Source organism: Pseudomonas sp. zfem004, from assembly GCF_032621715.1.
GTDB lineage: Bacteria > Pseudomonadota > Gammaproteobacteria > Pseudomonadales > Pseudomonadaceae > Aquipseudomonas > Aquipseudomonas sichuanensis.
Genome location: NZ_JAVYJF010000009.1, coordinates 189066 through 206716, shown reverse-complemented (window position 1 = coordinate 206716; position 17651 = coordinate 189066). Strand labels below are relative to the sequence as shown.

15 protein-coding genes and 1 pseudogene are annotated in these 17651 nt (G+C 64.7%); 6 read left to right on the top strand and 10 right to left on the bottom strand.

Annotated elements, in window-relative coordinates; all coding sequences use genetic code 11:
• The first annotated feature begins 8 nt into the window (after positions 1-8).
• From RTH46_RS12530 to RTH46_RS12520, 3 genes are read left to right on the top strand one after another with little or no spacing between them, the layout of a single operon-like run.
• Positions 9-1169, top strand: a complete 1161-nt coding sequence (locus tag RTH46_RS12530; RefSeq protein WP_316905809.1) for an alginate O-acetyltransferase — start codon at positions 9-11, stop codon at positions 1167-1169.
• A 20-nt stretch (positions 1170-1189) separates the two neighbouring features.
• The gene (locus RTH46_RS12525; protein WP_153784861.1) at positions 1190-1837 is read left to right on the top strand and encodes an alginate O-acetyltransferase AlgF; all 648 of its coding nucleotides are present in this window, start codon (positions 1190-1192) and stop codon (positions 1835-1837) included.
• A gap of 35 nt (positions 1838-1872) precedes the next feature.
• Complete coding sequence (locus tag RTH46_RS12520) at positions 1873-3327, top strand: mannose-1-phosphate guanylyltransferase/mannose-6-phosphate isomerase (RefSeq protein WP_153784862.1); 1455 nt, start codon at positions 1873-1875, stop codon at positions 3325-3327.
• Positions 3328-3474: 147 nt separating this feature from the next.
• On the opposite strand, the gene RTH46_RS12515 is transcribed toward RTH46_RS12520, so the two are convergent.
• Positions 3475-3861, bottom strand: a complete 387-nt coding sequence (locus tag RTH46_RS12515; RefSeq protein ID WP_316905808.1) for a hypothetical protein — start codon at positions 3859-3861, stop codon at positions 3475-3477.
• Between the two features lie 273 nt (positions 3862-4134).
• Here RTH46_RS12515 and RTH46_RS12510 point away from each other — a divergent pair, with 273 nt between their 5' ends.
• Both RTH46_RS12510 and RTH46_RS12505 read left to right on the top strand, forming a co-directional pair.
• The gene (locus tag RTH46_RS12510) at positions 4135-4599 is read left to right on the top strand and encodes a multidrug transporter (protein ID WP_153784864.1); all 465 of its coding nucleotides are present in this window, start codon (positions 4135-4137) and stop codon (positions 4597-4599) included.
• Between the two features lie 152 nt (positions 4600-4751).
• A complete protein-coding gene (locus tag RTH46_RS12505) occupies positions 4752-5576 on the top strand; it encodes an SDR family oxidoreductase (RefSeq protein WP_316905807.1) in 825 nt (274 codons plus the stop codon).
• A 138-nt stretch (positions 5577-5714) separates the two neighbouring features.
• On the opposite strand, the pseudogene RTH46_RS12500 reads toward RTH46_RS12505, so the two are convergent.
• The 4 genes and pseudogenes from RTH46_RS12500 to RTH46_RS12485 all read right to left on the bottom strand — a co-directional run.
• Positions 5715-7124: pseudogene (locus RTH46_RS12500) on the bottom strand (efflux transporter outer membrane subunit); the annotation flags it as partial.
• An 80-nt stretch (positions 7125-7204) separates the two neighbouring features.
• Positions 7205-8266 (bottom strand): HlyD family secretion protein, encoded by a 1062-nt coding sequence (locus RTH46_RS12495; protein ID WP_316905806.1) that lies wholly within the window; start codon positions 8264-8266, stop codon positions 7205-7207.
• Positions 8267-8293: 27 nt separating this feature from the next.
• A complete protein-coding gene (locus RTH46_RS12490) occupies positions 8294-9850 on the bottom strand; it encodes an MFS transporter (RefSeq protein ID WP_316905805.1) in 1557 nt (518 codons plus the stop codon).
• 227 nt (positions 9851-10077) lie between these two features.
• On the bottom strand, positions 10078-10983 hold the full coding sequence (locus tag RTH46_RS12485) for a LysR family transcriptional regulator (protein WP_153784868.1): 906 nt from the start codon (positions 10981-10983) through the stop codon (positions 10078-10080).
• 223 nt (positions 10984-11206) lie between these two features.
• Between RTH46_RS12485 and RTH46_RS12480 the strand changes: the two genes are divergently transcribed.
• Complete coding sequence (locus tag RTH46_RS12480; protein WP_153784869.1) at positions 11207-11662, top strand: universal stress protein; 456 nt, start codon at positions 11207-11209, stop codon at positions 11660-11662.
• A 195-nt stretch (positions 11663-11857) separates the two neighbouring features.
• Here RTH46_RS12480 and RTH46_RS26305 read toward each other — a convergent pair whose 3' ends face one another.
• The 5 genes from RTH46_RS26305 to RTH46_RS12455 form a co-directional block, all read right to left on the bottom strand.
• Complete coding sequence (locus RTH46_RS26305) at positions 11858-12640, bottom strand: RHS repeat-associated core domain-containing protein (protein ID WP_410478569.1); 783 nt, start codon at positions 12638-12640, stop codon at positions 11858-11860.
• 83 nt (positions 12641-12723) lie between these two features.
• Entirely contained in the window at positions 12724-13590 is an 867-nt protein-coding gene (locus RTH46_RS12470) for an HlyD family secretion protein (protein ID WP_153784870.1), read from the bottom strand.
• 10 nt (positions 13591-13600) lie between these two features.
• Positions 13601-13801, bottom strand: a complete 201-nt coding sequence (locus tag RTH46_RS12465; RefSeq protein ID WP_008097766.1) for a DUF1656 domain-containing protein — start codon at positions 13799-13801, stop codon at positions 13601-13603.
• Positions 13791-15968, bottom strand: a complete 2178-nt coding sequence (locus tag RTH46_RS12460) for an FUSC family protein (RefSeq protein WP_316905804.1) — start codon at positions 15966-15968, stop codon at positions 13791-13793. Before RTH46_RS12460 ends, RTH46_RS12465 begins: the two co-directional genes overlap by 11 nt.
• The gene (locus RTH46_RS12455; RefSeq protein ID WP_316905803.1) at positions 15965-17503 is read right to left on the bottom strand and encodes an efflux transporter outer membrane subunit; all 1539 of its coding nucleotides are present in this window, start codon (positions 17501-17503) and stop codon (positions 15965-15967) included. The genes RTH46_RS12460 and RTH46_RS12455 overlap by 4 nt, the downstream gene beginning before the upstream one ends.
• Between the last annotated feature and the right edge of the window lie 148 nt (positions 17504-17651).

The following is a 17651-nucleotide window of genomic DNA, read 5'->3' as shown; positions in this document are numbered from 1 at the left end:
CCCGACACATGAACCGGACACTTCGCATCACCTACTCGCTGTCGTTCATGGGCCTGCTGGTCGGGCTGGGCGCCTGGTCGGTCGGTGGCCTGGACAGCTTTACCCGCACCGGGCAGATGAGCCTGCTCGACGGCAAGCTGGCCAAGGCCGCCGAAACCCACTACGACGAGCAGTTCCCGATCAAGCGCCTGGGCACCAACCTGTGGGCCGCGCTGGACTTCAAGCTGTTCAACGAAGGCCGTCCCGGCGTGGTGCTGGGCCGCGACCAATGGCTGTTCAGCGACGAAGAGTTCAAGCCCACCGTTGGCGCGCAACAGCAGATGCAGGACAACCTGGCGCTGGTGCGCGGCATCCGCGACAGCTTGCAGCGCCAGGGCGTGCAACTGGTGCTGGCGATCGTCCCGGCCAAGGCCCGGCTGTATTCCGAGTACCTCGGCAAACAGACGCCGGCCAGCCTGCACGACGACCTGTTCAACCAGTTCCACGCCCAGGTGCGCCAGGCCAATGTGTTCGCCCCCGACCTGCTGGCCCCGCTGGAGCAAGCCAAGGCCCGTGGCCAGGTGTTCCTGCGCACCGACACCCACTGGACGCCGCTGGGCGCCGAGGTGGTCGCGCAATCCTTGGCCGAAGCCGTCAACCGCCAGGGCCTGCTCACCGGCGAACCCCAGGCGTACATCACCGAGGCCGGCGCCAGCGCGCCGTACAAAGGTGATCTGACCAACTTCCTGCCGCTGGACCCGCTGTTCAGCAACCTGCTGCCCACCCCGGACACCCTGCAGCAACGCAAGACCCATCCGGTGCCGGCCGAAGGCGAAAGCGGCGACGACGCACTGTTCGACGACAGCCGCATCCCGGTGGCGCTGGTAGGCACCAGCTACAGCGCCAACCCGCACTGGAACTTCCTCGGCGCGCTGCAGCAGGCCCTGCGCAGCGACGTCGCCAACTACGCCGAATACGGCCACGGCCCGCTGCTGCCGATGCTCAAGTACCTGCAAAGCGACGCCTTCAAGAACGCCCCGCCACAGGTTGTGGTGTGGGAATTCCCCGAACGATATCTGCCAATGAAGAACGACCTCAGCGCCTTCGATCCGCAGTGGATCGCGCAGCTGAAGAACTCCCGCAAATCCGAAGAAAACCTGGCCCTGTCGTCCAACCGGACGGACCACTGAAGATAGAGAGGAACACGCACATGACCACCAAGACTTCCATTGCCAAAGCCCTCACCCTCGCTGCCGGCCTGAGCCTGGCCTCGATGCAGGCCTTCGCCGGTGCCGACGCCGCCCTTTACGGCCCGAGCGCGCCGAAAGGTTCGACCTTCGTGCGCCTGTACAACGCTTCGAGCGCCCCCACTGCCGCGAGCGTGGGCAATACCCAGATCAAGCAGGTCGGCGCCCAGGCCAGCAGCGACTTCAGCTTCCTGCCCGGCGGTGACTACACCGCCCAGGTCGGCGGCAAGAACGTCCCGGTCAAGCTGGCCGCCGACAAGTACTACACCCTGGTCAACAACGCCGGCGGCAACCCGCAGCTGATCGAAGAGCCACCGTTCAAGAACAAGCAGAAAGCCCTGGTGCGCGTGCAGAACCTCAGCGACCAGCAACTGACCCTGAAGACCGCCGACGGCAAGACCGAAGTGGTCAAGCCGGTGGCGGCCAAGGGCCGTGGCGAGCGCGAGATCAACCCGGTGAAGGTCAACCTCGCGCTGTATGCAGGCGACAAGAAAGTCGGCGACGTCAAACCCGTCGCCCTGGAGCGCGGCGAAGCGGCCGTGCTGTACGTCACCGGCTCCGGCAGCAGCCTGTCGCCGGTCTGGGTCACCCGCCCAGTGTCCACTAACTGATCCCTGCCTCTTAACGACCTTATTGGAGAAACAACATGATCCCGGTAATTCTTTCTGGTGGTAGCGGTTCGCGTCTGTGGCCTTTGTCGCGCAAGCAGTTCCCCAAGCAGTTCCTGGCCCTGACCGGCGAGCACACGCTGTTCCAGCAGACCATCCAGCGCCTGGTGTTCGACGGCATGGACACCCCCATCGTGGTCTGCAACAAGGACCACAAGTTCATCGTCCAGGAGCAGCTGGGCGCGCTGAAACTGGAAACCCAGGCCATCCTGATGGAGCCGTTCGGGCGCAACACCGCGCCGGCCGTGGCGATGACCGCCATGAAGCTGGTCAACGAAGGCCGTGACGAATTGATGCTGGTGCTGCCGGCCGACCACGTGATCGAGGACCAGAAGGCCCTGCAACGCGCCCTGGCCCTGGCCACCGTGGCCGCCGAGCGCGGCGAGATGGTGCTGTTCGGCGTGCCGGCGACCAAGCCCGAGACCGGCTACGGCTACATCCGCTCCAGCCAGGATGCGCTGCTGCCCGAAGGCGTCGCCCGGGTGGCGCAGTTCGTCGAGAAGCCCGACGAGAAACGCGCCGGCGAGTTCGTCCGCGCCGGCGGCTACTTCTGGAACAGCGGTATGTTCCTGTTCCGCGCCAGCCGTTTCCTCGAAGAGCTGAAGAAACACGACCCGGACATCTACGACACCTGCCTCTTGGCCCTGGAGCGCAGTGACGAAGCGGACGATGTGCTGAGCATCGACGAAGCCACCTTCGCCTGCTGCCCGGACAACTCCATCGACTACGCGGTGATGGAAAAGACCCAGCGCGCCTGCGTGGTGCCGCTGTCGGCCGGCTGGAGCGACGTGGGCTGCTGGTCGTCGCTGTGGGACGTGCACGAGAAGGACGACAACGGCAACGTCACCAAGGGCGACGTGGTGGTGCAGGACAGCCACAACTGCATGATCCACGGCAACGGCAAGCTGGTGTCGGTGATCGGCCTCGAGAACATCGTGGTGGTGGAAACCAAGGACGCCATGATGATCGCCCACAAGGACAAGGTTCAGGGGGTCAAGCAACTGGTCAACACCCTCGATGCCCAGGGCCGCACGGAGACCCAGAACCACCTGGAGGTGTACCGCCCGTGGGGCTCGTACGACTCGGTGGACATGGGCGGGCGCTTCCAGGTCAAGCACATCACCGTCAAGCCGGGCGCCGCGCTGTCGCTGCAGATGCACCACCACCGCGCCGAGCACTGGATCGTGGTGTCCGGCACCGCCGAGGTGACCTGCGACGAGAACGTGTTCCTGCTCACCGAGAACCAGTCCACCTACATCCCGATCGCCTCGGTGCACCGCCTGCGCAACCCGGGCAAGATCCCGCTGGAGATCATCGAAGTGCAGTCCGGGAGCTACCTGGGCGAGGATGATATCGAGCGCTTCGAGGATGTGTATGGGCGTACGTCCACGCCTGTGGAGCGTGGGGTTTCGGTGAAGACCATCGCGCAGTAAGGACAAAAGGCCATACCAACAGCAAGCTGGCCTCTACGCAACTCCTCATAGGAGCCAGCTTGCTGGTCATGACCAGCGTTGCACGTCGGCAAGTGTGTACACTTACGACATCGCAGAAATAACAACGCAGCGAACATCAGTTCGATTTTACTTTGTCAAATCAAATTCAAAGCGTCCAGAAAATTCAACATCCTGGCCTTTATGATCTTTCAAGCTCGCAGTAAATGACTCACACTTGAGAGTAGTCGAATTATTTATCAACCCTTTGATTTTGCCTGAGTGCCCCCTGGCAAAGGGAGTATCCCCCCCTTCGATTTCTGCATAGTTAACGGGAATGGATTCCGGTGTCTGAGGAGTATCCTTGAACTCCAAAATAATCATTGTTCCGTCTTGGACCGCCAGGATCCGCAGCCTTCCGTGATATCTCAAAAGGTCAACCTCAGAGAGGTTAAACTTGAATTCCGGAGCATCCTTATAAACTACAACACCTTTGAAAACACCACTCGCAGCGAGTAAAGACAATGAGCTTTTCATCATGCACCCTCTTCAAATTGATATGAACAGCATCATCATCCTAGGCTTAAGCTAACACCTCGCGAAACTAGCAAAATTAACAGGTACACTTGTACGAAATTTATACGACAAGCTTTCAGGACAATCTCCAAGCACATGTGAGACCGGCGTTGACGCCGCTGACATGTGAGTTTCGATGGAAACCATCGCAGTATTTTCTTGCCCGCTACACCTTTTGAGCCCTCACTCATTTCCCGCTACGATGATCGAACCCCCGCCATCAAGGCCTATTCAATGATCATCGGCGCCCTGCTCGTCCTCACCTGGCTGGTCCTGCTGCTGCGCTACCCGGCCAAGGCCCTGCCGATTTCCCTGGCGGCCGTGTGCGGCCTGGGGCTGGTGGCGCTGGGCGTGGTCTGGCAGGACAACCGCGAAGCGTCGCAACTGGCGCGCCTCGATCTGCGCCTGAGTTACGCCCCCGATCAATGCCCCGCCGACCGCGCCCTGCAGGTGCGCATGAAGAACGGCAACAAGGTCCCCTTGTCCGAACTGCGCTGGCGCGTGGGCGCCTATGCCCCGGGCGATACCGTGAACCTTGCCGAGAACACCTATGCAGCACCGCGCTATCGCGGCCCGGGCGAATTGCAGCCCGGCGCCGAGTGGAGCGACTGCCTGCCGTTGCCGCCGCTGCGTTCGGGGTATCGGCCGCAGACCCTTGAGTTTCGTGCCGAGCATCTGCAAGGTACATTCGCCAACTAATCTGTTGTCTTTACTGGCCTCTTCGCGGGGCAAGCCCGCTCCCACAGGTATTGCACAGGCCTTGAGAACGGTGCCGATCCTGTGGGAGCGGGTTTACCCGCGAAGAGGCCGGAACAGGCACTATCAAAACCTCCAGACCACAGGCCCCCTCCATGCCCACCGTCCTCATCACCGGTTGTTCCAGCGGCATCGGCCGCGCCCTGGCCGACGCCTTCCGCGATGCCGGCCACGAAGTCTGGGCTACCGCCCGCAAGCTCGACGATGTCGACACCCTGCTCGCCGCCGGCTTCGCCGCACGGCAACTGGATGTGAATGACAGCGAGGCGCTGACCCGCCTGGCCGACGAGCTGGAAGACCGCCACGGTGGCCTCGACATCCTCATCAACAACGCCGGCTACGGCGCCATGGGCCCACTGCTCGACGGCGGTGTCGAGGCCATGCGCCAACAGTTCGAAACCAACGTCTTCGCCCTGGTGGGCGTGACCCGCGCGCTGTTCCCGCTGCTGCGGCGCTCACGTGGGCTGGTGGTGAACATCGGCAGTGTCTCGGGCGTGCTGGTCACCCCGTTCGCCGGCGCCTACTGCGCCTCGAAGGCGGCGGTACACGGGCTGACCGATGCGCTGCGCCTGGAGCTGGCGCCGTTCGGCATCCAGGTGATGGAAGTGCAGCCGGGGGCGATTGCCTCGCAGTTCGCCAGCAATGCCCAGCAGCAGGCAGAACAGGTGCTGGCGAGCGACTCGCCGTGGTGGCCGTTGCGTGAGCAGGTGCAGGCCCGGGCGCGGGCCTCGCAGGATCGACCGACTTCGGCGGCGGTGTTTGCCCAGCGCTTGCTGGCCGCTACGCGCAAGTCGCCCGTGCCGGCGCTGGTGCGTATCGGCAATGGCAGCACGGCGTTGCCGTTGATGGCGCGGGTGATACCGCAGCGGCTGCTGGATTGGGTGTTGCGCAAGCGTTTCGGGTTGTTGCGGCCGCTCTGACTCAATCGCGGGGCAAGTCGCCCCTCATCGAACTGCACGCATCCTGTGGGAGCGGCTTTAGCCGCGAACACCGGCAGAGCCGGTGCCATCCACCGCGCCGCCTGCTTCGCGGCTAAAGCCGCTCCCACAGGAACTGTGCGCTTGCGAACACAGTTCCTGGTCGAACGCCTGCCAGCCGCCACCCAGGGCCTTGTACAACCCCACCAACGCCTGCGACACCGCCGCCGAGCTGTCGATCCACTGCTCTTCGCTGGCCAGCAGCGCCCCCTGCACCGTCAGCACATTGAGAAAGTCCACCGCCCCTTCCACATACTGGCGCTGCGCAGTCTCCAGGGCGATGCGGTTCTGCCGCACCGCCTCGGCCAGGTGGTCGCGACGCAGCTGGCTGGCGTTGTACAGGCGCAGCACGTCGTCGATCTCATGCCAGGCACCCAGCACCACCTTGCGGTAGTTCAGCGCCGCTTCCTGTTGCTGGGCTTCGCGCACTTCCAGCGTGCCCTTGAGCCGCCCACCCTCGAAGATCGGCAGCGACAGCTGCGGCCCGAAGGCAAATCGTCGTGAATCCCAGGCGCCGAAATCGGACAACTGCATGGCCTGGAAACCGACACTGCCCGACAGCCGAATGCTCGGGTAGAAGTCAGCCTTGGCCACGCCGATGCTGGCGGTGGCCGCATGCAGGCGGGCTTCGGCCTGGCGGATGTCAGGGCGGCGCTCGGCCAGCTCCGACGGCAGGCCAATGGCAAAGCGCTGCTGCGGCTCGGGCAGCTCGCCGCCTTGCAACAACTCGCTTTGCAGGCTGCGCGGCGGTTCGGCAGCGAGCAGGCTGAGGGCGTTGATCAGGTCGTCGCGGCGCGCCTCCAGGGTCGGCAGCCGGGCTTCGATCGACGCCACCTGGGCGCTGGCCTGGGCCACGTCGAGCCGGGTGGCGACGCCTTGCGCCTGGCGGTCCTCGGACAGCTTCAGGCTGTGGCGGGCAACCTTGAGGTTGTCCTGGGTCACCTCGAGGGTGTGCTGCACGGCACGCAACTGGATGTAGTTGCCGGCGGTTTCCGAGAGCAGCGCCAGCAGCACGCCACGGCGGTCGTTCTCGGCCACTTCGACCGTAGCGTCGGCCGCCTCGACCTGGCGCCGCACGCGGCCCCACAGATCCAGTTCCCAGCCGGCGACCAGGTCGCCCTGCCAGAGGTTATACGCCGCTTTGCCCGCTTTGCCGGAAGGATCGTTCAGGCCTTCGGCGCTGTTGCGCGCACGACTGTAGCCGGCATTCACGTCCACCGACGGCGCTTCGTCCGCCGCCACGGTGCTGCGCAGGGCGCGGCTTTGTAACAGGCGTGCGCTGGCCATCTGCAGGTCGAGGTTGCGCTCGGCGACCTTCTGGATCAGGGCACTCAGGCGTGGATCGTGGAAGCTGTCCCACCAGCGCAGTTCCAGCGGTTCGGCGACCGGTTGGCTAGCGGCGGCCTGGGCTTGTAGCGCGGCCCAATCTTGCGGCGCTTCGCTGGCAGGGCGCAGGAAGTCGGGCCCGAGGGTACAGCCGGCCAGCAACATGGCCAGCAGAACGGGGGCCGCTGCGCCGCGAAAGGGGCGCGCAGCAGCCCCGTCGGCCGCGAAAAAATCAACCTGCCCACTCATCGCGCAGTCACCTCTTTGCCATCGAGCCGGTCACCCTGGGTATCAATGGTCGCCTCCACCGACATGCCCACCCGCAGGCGTGCGAGCAGCGGCTGGCCGTCATCGAAGACGATCTTCACCGGGATGCGCTGCACCACCTTGGTGAAGTTGCCGGTGGCGTTATCGGGTTTCACCGCGGCGAAGGTCACTCCGGTGGCGGGGGCAATGCTTTCAACATGGCCGTGCAGCTTTTCACCGGCGAAGGTATCGACGCTGATACTCACCGGCTGGCCCGGCTGCACGTGGGTCAGTTGGGTTTCCTGGAAGTTGCCGACGATATAGGCGCGCTCCAGCGGCACCACTGACAGCAACCGCGCCCCCGGATTCACGTAGGCCCCCACGCGCAGGGCGCGCTCGCCGACCATGCCGTCCACCGGCGCGGTGATGCGGGTGTAGGACAGGTCCAGCTGAGCTTTCTCCAGCCCCGCTTCGGCACGTTTGAGCTGGCCATCGGCGCTGGCCACCTGGGCGCTGAGGATGTCCACCTGCTTGCGTGTGGCCACCAGGGCCGCCTGGGTATTGGCCAGCCGTGCGCGGGCCTGGTCGACCCGGCTTTGTGCCTGCTGGGCATTCTGCACGGTGCCGGCGCCCTGCTCGGCCAGGCGGCTGTAGCGGGTGACTTCGTGGTCGGCGAAAGCGGCTTCGGCCTGGGCCGCTTTCACCGCCGCCTCGGCCTGGACAATCAAGGCCGCCTGGCGTTCCAGGGTGGCGCGGGCATCCAGGCTCTGGGCCTTGGCCACCAGCAGTTGGGCCTGGGCGGCATCGAGGGCCGCCTGGTAGTCACGCGGGTCGATGGTCGCCAACAACTGGCCGGCCGTGACTTGCTGGTTGTCCTCCACCAGCACCTCCTTGATGAAGCCCGACACCTTGGGCGCGACCACGGTGTAGTCGGCGGTGATGTAGGCATCGTTGGTGCTCTGGCGATGGTCGCTGCCGAGCATCCAGGGCCCGACAATGGCGGCCAGCACGGCCACGGCCAGTACAGAGCCGATGAACAGCGTTTTGCGGTTGTTGGTCATTTCAATGTCTCGAATTCATCCACAGGTTCAGGCCACCGCACGCGGTGGGTAGACCCGGGTAGGCACGAAGGGAATCAGGCAGATCAAAGCGACGGCGATGCACGCCATCACCAGGTAAAGGTCGGCGGAGGTCAGCACCAGCGCTTGGTCGTGGATGCGCTTGGCCAGGCCGGCGGCGTTGTCGTCCACCAGCGGCGCGTTGCCCAGGCTGTCGACCAGGTGGTTGGAATGGAAATGCCGGCGCACGGTGCCCAGGGCATCGAGCAGGCCACCGGCGATCACCGCCGACAGGCCCTTGACCGTGTTGAACCAGCTGGAGGCAAACGGGCCTTCCTGCGGGGTCATGCCGTTGGTCGAGAGCATCAGCAGCGGCAGCACCGCCATCGGCTGGCCGAACACCTGCAGCAGGTAGAAGGGGTAGAAGTCGCCGCGGATCCACTGCGAAGTGAGCAGGCTGCTGCCCACGCACGATGCCGCCAGCATGGCCAGCCCGAGCGCCAGCACCCAGCGGCAGTCCACCGCGCGGATGTTGCACAGCGCCGCCGTAAGCGGCAGTGCGATCAGTTGCGGCATGGCCACCAGCATCATCAGCGGGCTGGTCTGCGCCGGGCGATAGCCCTGGATTTGCGCCAGGTACGCAGACGGAATGCTGCCCACGCCGGAGAGCACGATCAGTACCCCAGCCAGCGTCAGCAGCGCGAAGCTCAGGTTGCGCCGCGACAGCATGCGCAGCTGGAAGAACGGCAGTGGTTCGGACCATTCGTTGTACAGGAACAGCACCAGCAGCAGCAGGCCACCGCCGAGCAGCCAGCAGATCAGCGGCGAGTCGAACCAGCCCCAGCGATCGCCCAGCGACAGGCCCAGGACGATGCTGCTGATCGCCGGCAGGCCGAGCAACACGCCGCGCCAGTCGAACTGCTTGAAACGCTCCAGGCGCAGCGGGTCCTGGGGCAGGCCCCAGCCCACGCAGGCCATGGCCAGCAAGGACGGCAGGATGATCTGCCAGAACGCCCACTGCCAGCCAACGTATTCGGTCCACAGGCCCGCCAGGGGTGTGCCCAGGTTGGGCCCGAAGGTGGCGGTCAGGGCGTAGCAGGCCAGGCCGTAGACCTTGATGCCCGGCGGCAGGAAGCGCAGGGCCACGCTCATCAGCATCGGCGGCAGGGCACCAGAGGCGAAGCCTTGCACAATGCGCAGCAGCATCAGGCTGTGCAGATTGGGCGCGAAGGGTTGGAGCAGGCCAAGCACGGCGAACAGGCCGACGGCGGACATCGTGAAGCGGCGCAGCGAAAAGGTGGTGGCCAGCCACGGGGCGAAGGCCATGGCCGACACCGAGGCGGCGCTGTACACCGCCAGCAGCCAGGCCCCTTCGTCGGCACCGATGCCCATGGCGCCACGGATGTCGCTCAGGGAAATCTTGGTCACCGCCTCGTTGAGCCCGGCGCACAACACCGCCAGCAACACGCCGAACAGCCCCACCACCACCCGCAGGCCGAACGCCGCCTGCACGGGGGCGGCCGGCGCGGGGGCGGCCGGCGCGGGGGCGGCGGCCAGCGCGGCAGAGGGCGCGGTCAGGGAACTCATGGAATGACATCTCCAGCAACAAATTCAGGGCTGGGAGAAGTCTAAGAAGGTCGAATGCTGACGAAAACTGACTTGTTGGCAGGTTTATGTTGCGTCAGACGCAATCCAGCTCTGAAATCGGCGGCGTCTGCTTCGCGGGTAAACCCGCTCCCACAGGTACAGCGCAGGCTTAAGATCTTGCGCAATCCTGTGGGAGCGGGTTTACCCGCGAAGCAGGCGACTCGGTTTTACGGCTCACCCGCGCAGCAGGCGCGCATGGTCCGGCGCAACCAACGGTGCGCCGGGTCGTTGTCGAAGCGTGGATGCCAGGCCTGCATCACCCGCACCTTCTCAAGCGGCACCGGGATATCGAACGAACGCAACGGCAGGCCGAACTTGGTCACGCTGCCGAGGATGTTCGCCGGCATCGGCAGGATCAGGTCCGACTCCGGCAACGAGAACATCGCCGAATGAAAGCTCGGCGTGATCAGCGCTACCCTGCGCTGCACGCCATGGGCGCCCAGCTCTACATCGATCGGCCCGTTGGCCCGCCCGCGTCGCGACACGCTGATCTGCGGGTAGCGGGCAAAGCGCTGCGGGGTGATCTCGGCGTCGAAGATCGGGTGGTCGGCCCGCGCCAGCCCGACGAACCAGGTGTCGAACAGGCTCTGTACCTTGATCTCCGGCCCCATGTCGATGCTCGAACTGACCACCAGGTCGATCTGCCCGTGGCGCAGCACCAGGTCGTCATCGCCCTGGTGCTCGGGGACGAAGCGCAGCACGGTGTTCGGCGCCTCGGCCAGCATCATGTGCAGCAGACGGGCGCCGTACAGGGCGATGAACAGGTCGTTGGTGCGGATATTGAAGGCCCGGTCGAGGTTCGCCAGGTCGACCTCGTCGCCACTGCGAAACACCAACCCGGCCTGCTCCACCAGTGCCCGCACCTGGTCGCGCAGGGCCAGCGCCCGGGGCGTCGGCACCAGCCCGCGGCCGGCGCGCACCAGGATCGGATCGCCCATGGCCTCGCGGATGCGCCCCAGCGTGCGGCTCATGGCTGCCGGGCTCAGGTTCATGCGCTGGGCGGCGCCGACCACGCTGCCTTCGTCGAGCAGGGCGTCGAGGGCGACGAGCAGGTTCATGTCCGGGAGTTGCATGGCCGTTTTCCGTGACAGCTGTGGGAAACGCGATGGTATCAGGTTGGTGGATTGCGTCAGACGCAATGGCACCGTGCGTGGGGGGCCATTTATCCCGGCCGGTCGATGCGTCAGCCTGTACCGGCCCAATCGCGGGGCAAGCCCGCTCCCACGAGCAATCTATAGATGGCGTGGGAGCGGGCTTGCCCCGCGATAGGGCCGCCACTGCCAACAAGGAATTCCCATGCCACACCCAGTGCTGATCGCCATCGACGCCTCCCCCACAGCCGCCAGCCTGCTCACCCTCGCCCGCCGCTACTGCCGCCCCGGCGAGCACACCTTGCACGTGCTGTTGGCCATCGACGCGACCTTCGCCGTGCACGGGCAGCACACGACCTACACCGCGCAAGAGCTGCAGGAATACCCCGCCGCCTGCGACGAGCAGAAGCTGGCTGAACATGCCGTGAGCAACGCCGTGAAGACCCTGCGCGAAGCCGGCTTCGACAGCCTCGGCTGCCTGGTTGCCGCTCAGCCGGTGGACGCCATCGTCGCCAAGGCCCGGGAGCTTGAATGCGAGCTGATCATCGTGGGGCACCGCCACCTGTCGCGGCTCGGAAGGCTGCTGGATCCGTCGATCAGTGCCAAGGTGATCGATCGGGTAGAGGTGCCGGTGTTGGTGGGGGCGGCCTCTGAAAGCTAATAGATGTTTGGTCTGACTGTCCTTGCAGGCCTTGTGCAATTGCCGCTGATCGTCTTCGAAGTTGAGTTGAAAGGTTTTAACTTCTAGGAACATTGGTGCAAGCCTGCGAACTCGATACCCCTTTCAGTCAAGGAACCGAGCAAGGGCGAGCGGGAACTGGGCTGGGTTCGACTCACGCCTGCCGCTACCCGTCAGTCAGAAATGATGGGGATCTCTAACGAACTTGGTACCCTCAGCCAACTTTTCGAAATGCATCTTGGCCGACCAAAGCCTATTAGCCCGCATCCTGTAGTGGCCGGTTACGTTATCAATGACAACTTTATTTCCTTCCATTTTCAACCATCCTGCGGCAACAACTGAAGGACTGGTCTGAAAGTCACGCGCTGCAATCGCGGCCATGCTTGCAAGGGAAGCTTTATGACGATTAAGGACTGGGTCAAGATAGGCCATGACTATCACCTCACCTTTATCGGTAAGCACCCATTTTTTTTGCGTTTTCGATAGATTGATAGCGGTCATCAACGACGTTTTATCGGTTACAACCCTTACCTCCAATGACTTAGATTCCATCTTGGAAGTGGTGTATGAAATCTCATCGTCGAGCTTTAGCGTTTCCCAGTTTTTAAGGGGTTTCCTCGCCGTAATCTCTTTCGACCACCCCTTCATCCCTTGGATTAGACGACGCACGCCAAACGAAAACTGGCCAGTAGGATCAGTCATGTTGACAGGATCACCCGAACAGTAAGCGTAGGCATTAAGACCCCCACGTCCAAATGGGCTCAGCCTGTCCGGGCACTGAAATCGCATCAGCCCGACGTTGTAGATCCTGTGCCCATTCCCAAGCGCGTAATTGCCAGTTAATGCATCAGCTTGAACACCATTGAATCCGAGCAGCCCCGCAGCATCGCTCAGGCCGCCAGAATAGCCATAGGGCCCATAGGCGCGCCAACAGCGTGGTTTGGATTCACCTGCGTTCATCCATGTGCCCTCCATCAACCGCCCGACGAAACAGTCTCTGCCACTATTCTCTGATTCTCCCCCTTGCATAACTGGCAAAATTATCAGTTCTCCTGATGGCCCGGCTTCACCACCACTGTACAAGTCGTCCCCGCCGCCAGCAGATACCCCTCCGGCACCTCATCGATATGAATCCGCACCGGCACCCGCTGCGCCAGCCTTACCCAGTTGAAGGTGGGATTCACATCGGCGATCAGCTCGCGGCTCTGCGGGTTGTCGCGGTCGTAAATACCCCGGGCAATGCTCTCCACATGCCCGCCCAGGCGCTCGCCGCTCATCATCTGCAACTCGGCCACATCGCCCACCTTCACATGGGGCAACTTGGTCTCCTCGAAGAAGCCGTACACCCAGAACGAGTTTTCATCCACAACCGCCATCACCGCCTCGCCGGTGCGGGCGTAGTCGCCCTTGTGGATGTTCAGGTTGGTCACGTAGCCATCCACGGTGGCGACGATCTGCGTACGCTTGAGGTTGAGCTCGGCCGCAGCCAGCTGGGCCTGGGCCTGCTGGTAGTCGGCCAGCGCCGAGTTGGCGATGTTGCTGGCGTCGTCGCGGTTCTCCTTGGAGATCACCAGGTTGTCCATGTCGGCACGGCGCTTGGCGTTGACCTTGCGCATTTCCCAGGTGGCCTTGCGCGAGGCGACCAGCGCCTTGGCCTGATCCACCGCCAGCTGGTAGTGCTCGGGGTCGATGCGGATCAGCACATCGCCCTTCTTCACCCGCTGGTTGTCCTTGACTGGTACGTCCACCACATAGCCCGGCGCGTCGGCGGCGACGTTGATGATGTCGGCGCGCACCCGGCCGTCGCGGGTCCAGGGCGTGGTCATGTAGTGCAGCCACAACTGGCGGCCGATCACCACGGCAGCGGTCAGCACCAGCAGGGTGGCGATCAGGCTGAAGAACTTTTTCATCGAAGGTTTCTCACCAGTAGAGCGACAGCGCGAGGGCGCCGAACAGGCAGACGAACAGGGAAAGGCGCAGCAGCGCCGGGTGCCAGAAGAAGCGGTAGCCGTCATGGCTGGCGATGAACCGGTCCAAGCCCCAGGCCAGGCCCAGGGCGAACAGGAACATCAAGGTCATGGTGGGCATGTACACGCCATGGAAGGCGATCTCACGGGGCATCGTGCAGTCCTTTCGCCGGAGCCAAGGGCGACTGTGGGTCGAGCAGGGAGGTTCGGATGAAGTGCAGGTAGCTCTGCGCCCGGCGCAGCACCGAGGTGTCGAAATGCCGGGCGAAGGGTTCGTCGGTGGCCTGCACCCGGCTGATGGCATGATCGACGGCCACCAGGGCGCGCTCGTGGTTGCTGGCGCTGGGTTGCAGGAACAGGCGCGCCAACGCCCGGCCCATCACGCGGATGGCCTGGCGCCAGGGCTGCGACTCGGCATAGGCCGGGTGCACCGGCGCGCGGGCCTGCTCCTTGCGCAGTTCGATGACGGCGTGGCCGATCTCCAGCACCGTGAACATCCAGCCCATCAGTTGGCTTTGCACCTGCGGCTTGCCGGCGGCCAGGCCATAGGCCTGATGCAGCAGGTCGCGGGTGCGGCTTTCGAAGGCCGAGCCCAGGCCGCGCAGGCGACCGCCGATGGCGAACAGCACCTGCTCGCGCAGTTCCTGCTCCAGGCGGCTCCACAGCCAGCGGCTGTTGGGCGGCAGGATGATCGCCCCGGCCGCGGCGCAGACGAACATGCCGATGACCATGCCGATGTAGTCGTTGATGAAGGTGTAAGGGTTGTAGACGGTGAGGTTGTTGGGCACCGAGCCGATGGCGAAGAACACCAGCAAGCCCAGGCCATAGCCGGCGTAGGCCGGGCGTGAGGCGAGGAACGCGCCGAGCACGAACACCGGCGCCAGCACCATGCACAGCAAGGGAAAACCGTCGATCCAGGGGAACACGAAGAAGGTTTCGAAGAAGCCGATGAAGGCGCCGATCGCCGTGCCGCAGGCCATCTGGAACGACATGCGCTTGGGGTTCGGCGAGGCCGCCGATAGGCCCACGGTGACGGTGGCGATCAGGGTCATCATGGCGCCACTGGGCCAGTCGCTGAGCAGCCAATAGCTGCCCAGCAGCAACAGCACCGCCGACGCGCGCACGCCAGCGGCCAGCGACACCAGCCAGCTGGTCTGGGCCACGTAAGGCTCGTCCCATTGCTCGCGCTCGTGGGTATGGGCGGCCAGCGAGGCGTGGGTCTCGGCGTAGCTGTACATCTCGTCGACGAAGCGGTAGAGCAGCTCGAAGGCGGTGTGGAAATCAAGCAGATCGGACTCGCTGGGGCAGGTTTGCAGGTAGTCCGCCCGCAGCCCACGGACCTGAGCTTGCAGGCCTTCCTTATAAGTACCCAGTTCGAGCGCCAGGCGCAGCGCATCGGCATCGGTCAGCGCCCGGCCTACATAGGGTTGCAACAGCTCGGCCAGCGTCTCAAGGCCCGGCTCGATGGCGCCGACGATCTGCAGCGGGCCACGGGCGCGCAGGCGCTCCAGCAGCCGGTGCAGGGCGTTGAAGCGGGTGGTGATGGCCATGAACTCGCTGTTCATGCGGACCAGCCGGCCAGAGCGGCGACGCATGTGCGGGTCTTCGAAGGCGGTGACGTTGCGCAGGCTCTCGAGCCCTACCGCTTCGGCGACGAAGCGTACGTTGCTGGTCTCGTAGCGGTCGCGCTGGCTGTCGCCGTGCAGCGCTTCGACCACCACCCCGGCGAAGGTGCCGAAGCGCTGGTACAGGGCGTTGCGCATGGCGGCGCTGGCCGACTGCGGCAGGATCGCGGCGCTGACGAAGGTCGACACCAGGATCCCCAGGGCAATTTCCAGCACTCGCCACACCGCGGCCATGAACGCCTGGTCGGGGTGCTCCAGCACCGGCAGACCGATCATCGCCGCAGTGTAACCGGCCAGCACAAAACCGTAGGCGCGGAAGGTGCGGTAGCGCATGGCACCGGCCGAGCACAGGCCCACCCACAAGGCCAGGCTGGGCAGGAACAGCTCGGTGTTCTGCGGGAAGATCGCGATCAGCGCAACCATCATCGCCGAACCGGCCAGGGTGCCGAGCACCCGGTAGAAGCTCTTGGCGAACACGTGGCCGCTTTGCGGCTGCATGACGATGAACACGGTGATCATCGCCGTGCGCGGCTGCGGCAGCTCCAGGCGCATGGCCAGCCACAGGGTGATGAAGGCAGCGGCCAGGACTTTGAAGATGTACACCCAGGTGACGCCGTCGGTGCGCGCCCAGGCGAAGAACCCCCGGCGCCATTCCAGGCTCTGCAGCCAGCGCAGGGGCAAGCTCAGTGCGCTCATTGGGCGTGGTCCGCGTGGTCGAGGAGTTTGTCGACCAGCGTCAGGGCGGCCGGGGTCTGCGGCGCGGCCTGACGCTGTTCATCGGGCACGTCGTTGCCGGCTTCCAGGCCGCCGCCCAGGGCGGTGACCAGTTCGGCATGGGCGATCAGGCGCGCGGCCTGCACTTGCTGTTGCACCTGTTGCTGGCGGAACAGTAGGGTCTGGGCGTTGAGCACATTGAGGTAGTCGGTGAGCCCGCGCTGGAAGGCCACGGTGGCGATGTCGTAGGTCTTCTGCGCGGCGGCCACGGACTCGGCGGCGAAGTGCGCCTGCTCCTTCATCGACTCGCGGCGGATCAACTGGTCGGAGATGTTCTTCAGCGCACCGATCACCGTCTGGTTGTAGCGCGCCACGGCCACGTCATAGCCGGCCGAGGCCACGCCCAGCTGCGAACGCAGGCGGCCACCATCGAAGATCGGCAGGGTGATCGCCGGCCCGACGTTGTAGTTGAACTTGCGCCCGGTGAGGAATTCCAGCGGGCCGCCGCCGGTGGCCATGAAGCCAAGGCTGCCCACCAGGTCGACATTGGGGAAGAAACCGGCATGGGCCACATCGATGCCGCGCGCCTGGGCGGCGACCTGCCAGCGGCTGGCGACCACATCGGGGCGCTGGCCGACCAGTTCGGCGGGCAGGTTCGACGGCAGCTTGAGCGGCGCGCCGAGGGTCAGGCTTGGGCGCTGCAGCTTGCCGCCCTCCCCCGGTCCCTTGCCGGCCAGGGCCGCCAGCTGGTTGCGGGTCAGGGCGATTTCTTCGTTGAGGCTGTCGATCTGGCGGTGGGTTTCGGGCAGCGGCGCTTCGGCCTGGCTGACCTCGAAATGGGTGCCGATGCCACCGTCGAGGCGGCGCTTGGCCAGGGCGACGATCTGCTCCTGCTGGGCCAACTCGGCCTGGACGATATCGCGCCGGGCAAACTGCAGGCTGAGCTGGATGTAGCTGCGCACCACGTTGTTTTCCAGCTCCAGCTGGGCCTGACGCGCCTCGGCCACGCTCATGTGGGCCTGGTCCACGGCCTGTTCGCTGGCATTGCGTTCGCGGCCCCACAGGTCCAGCGCATAGCTGAAGCCGATGGCGGCATTGTTGTCCCAGGTGTTGGCGCCGGCCAGCGCGCCGGGGCCGTAGAACTGATCCTCGGGCCAGTTATGCCGCTTGAGTGAGGCCTGGCCGTTGGCCTGCAACTGCTCGGCCGACTCGACCACACCGGCCATGGCCTTGGCTTCACGCACCCGCGCGGCGGCCATGGCCATGCTCGGGCTGCCCTCAAGGGCCAGCGCCACCCAGGCGTTCAATTGCGGGTCGCCATAGGCGCGCCACCACTGCTGGGCCGGCCAATGGGCATCCCGCGCCGCCTCGCGAATGGCGGCGTCGGTGGTCAGTTGGTTGGCTTGGATTGTCTTGCTTTGCGGGGCAATGCCCCAGGTTCCGATACAGCCGCTCAAGGACAAGCTAAGGGCACAGGCACTGAGCGCTCGGAGCGCTCCGATGTGGCGACGCGGCACAGCTGCGATTTCCCGAGGAAGAGGTGGAGGGGCTGGGCCATTCTAGGGGTGGGTTTGATTGGCGATAAGCGCATATTCCTGCGAATCTTTGTTACCAAAACAGCGATAATCCGGCTTTGGTCGAACGTGAATTCGCGTTACTTCATGT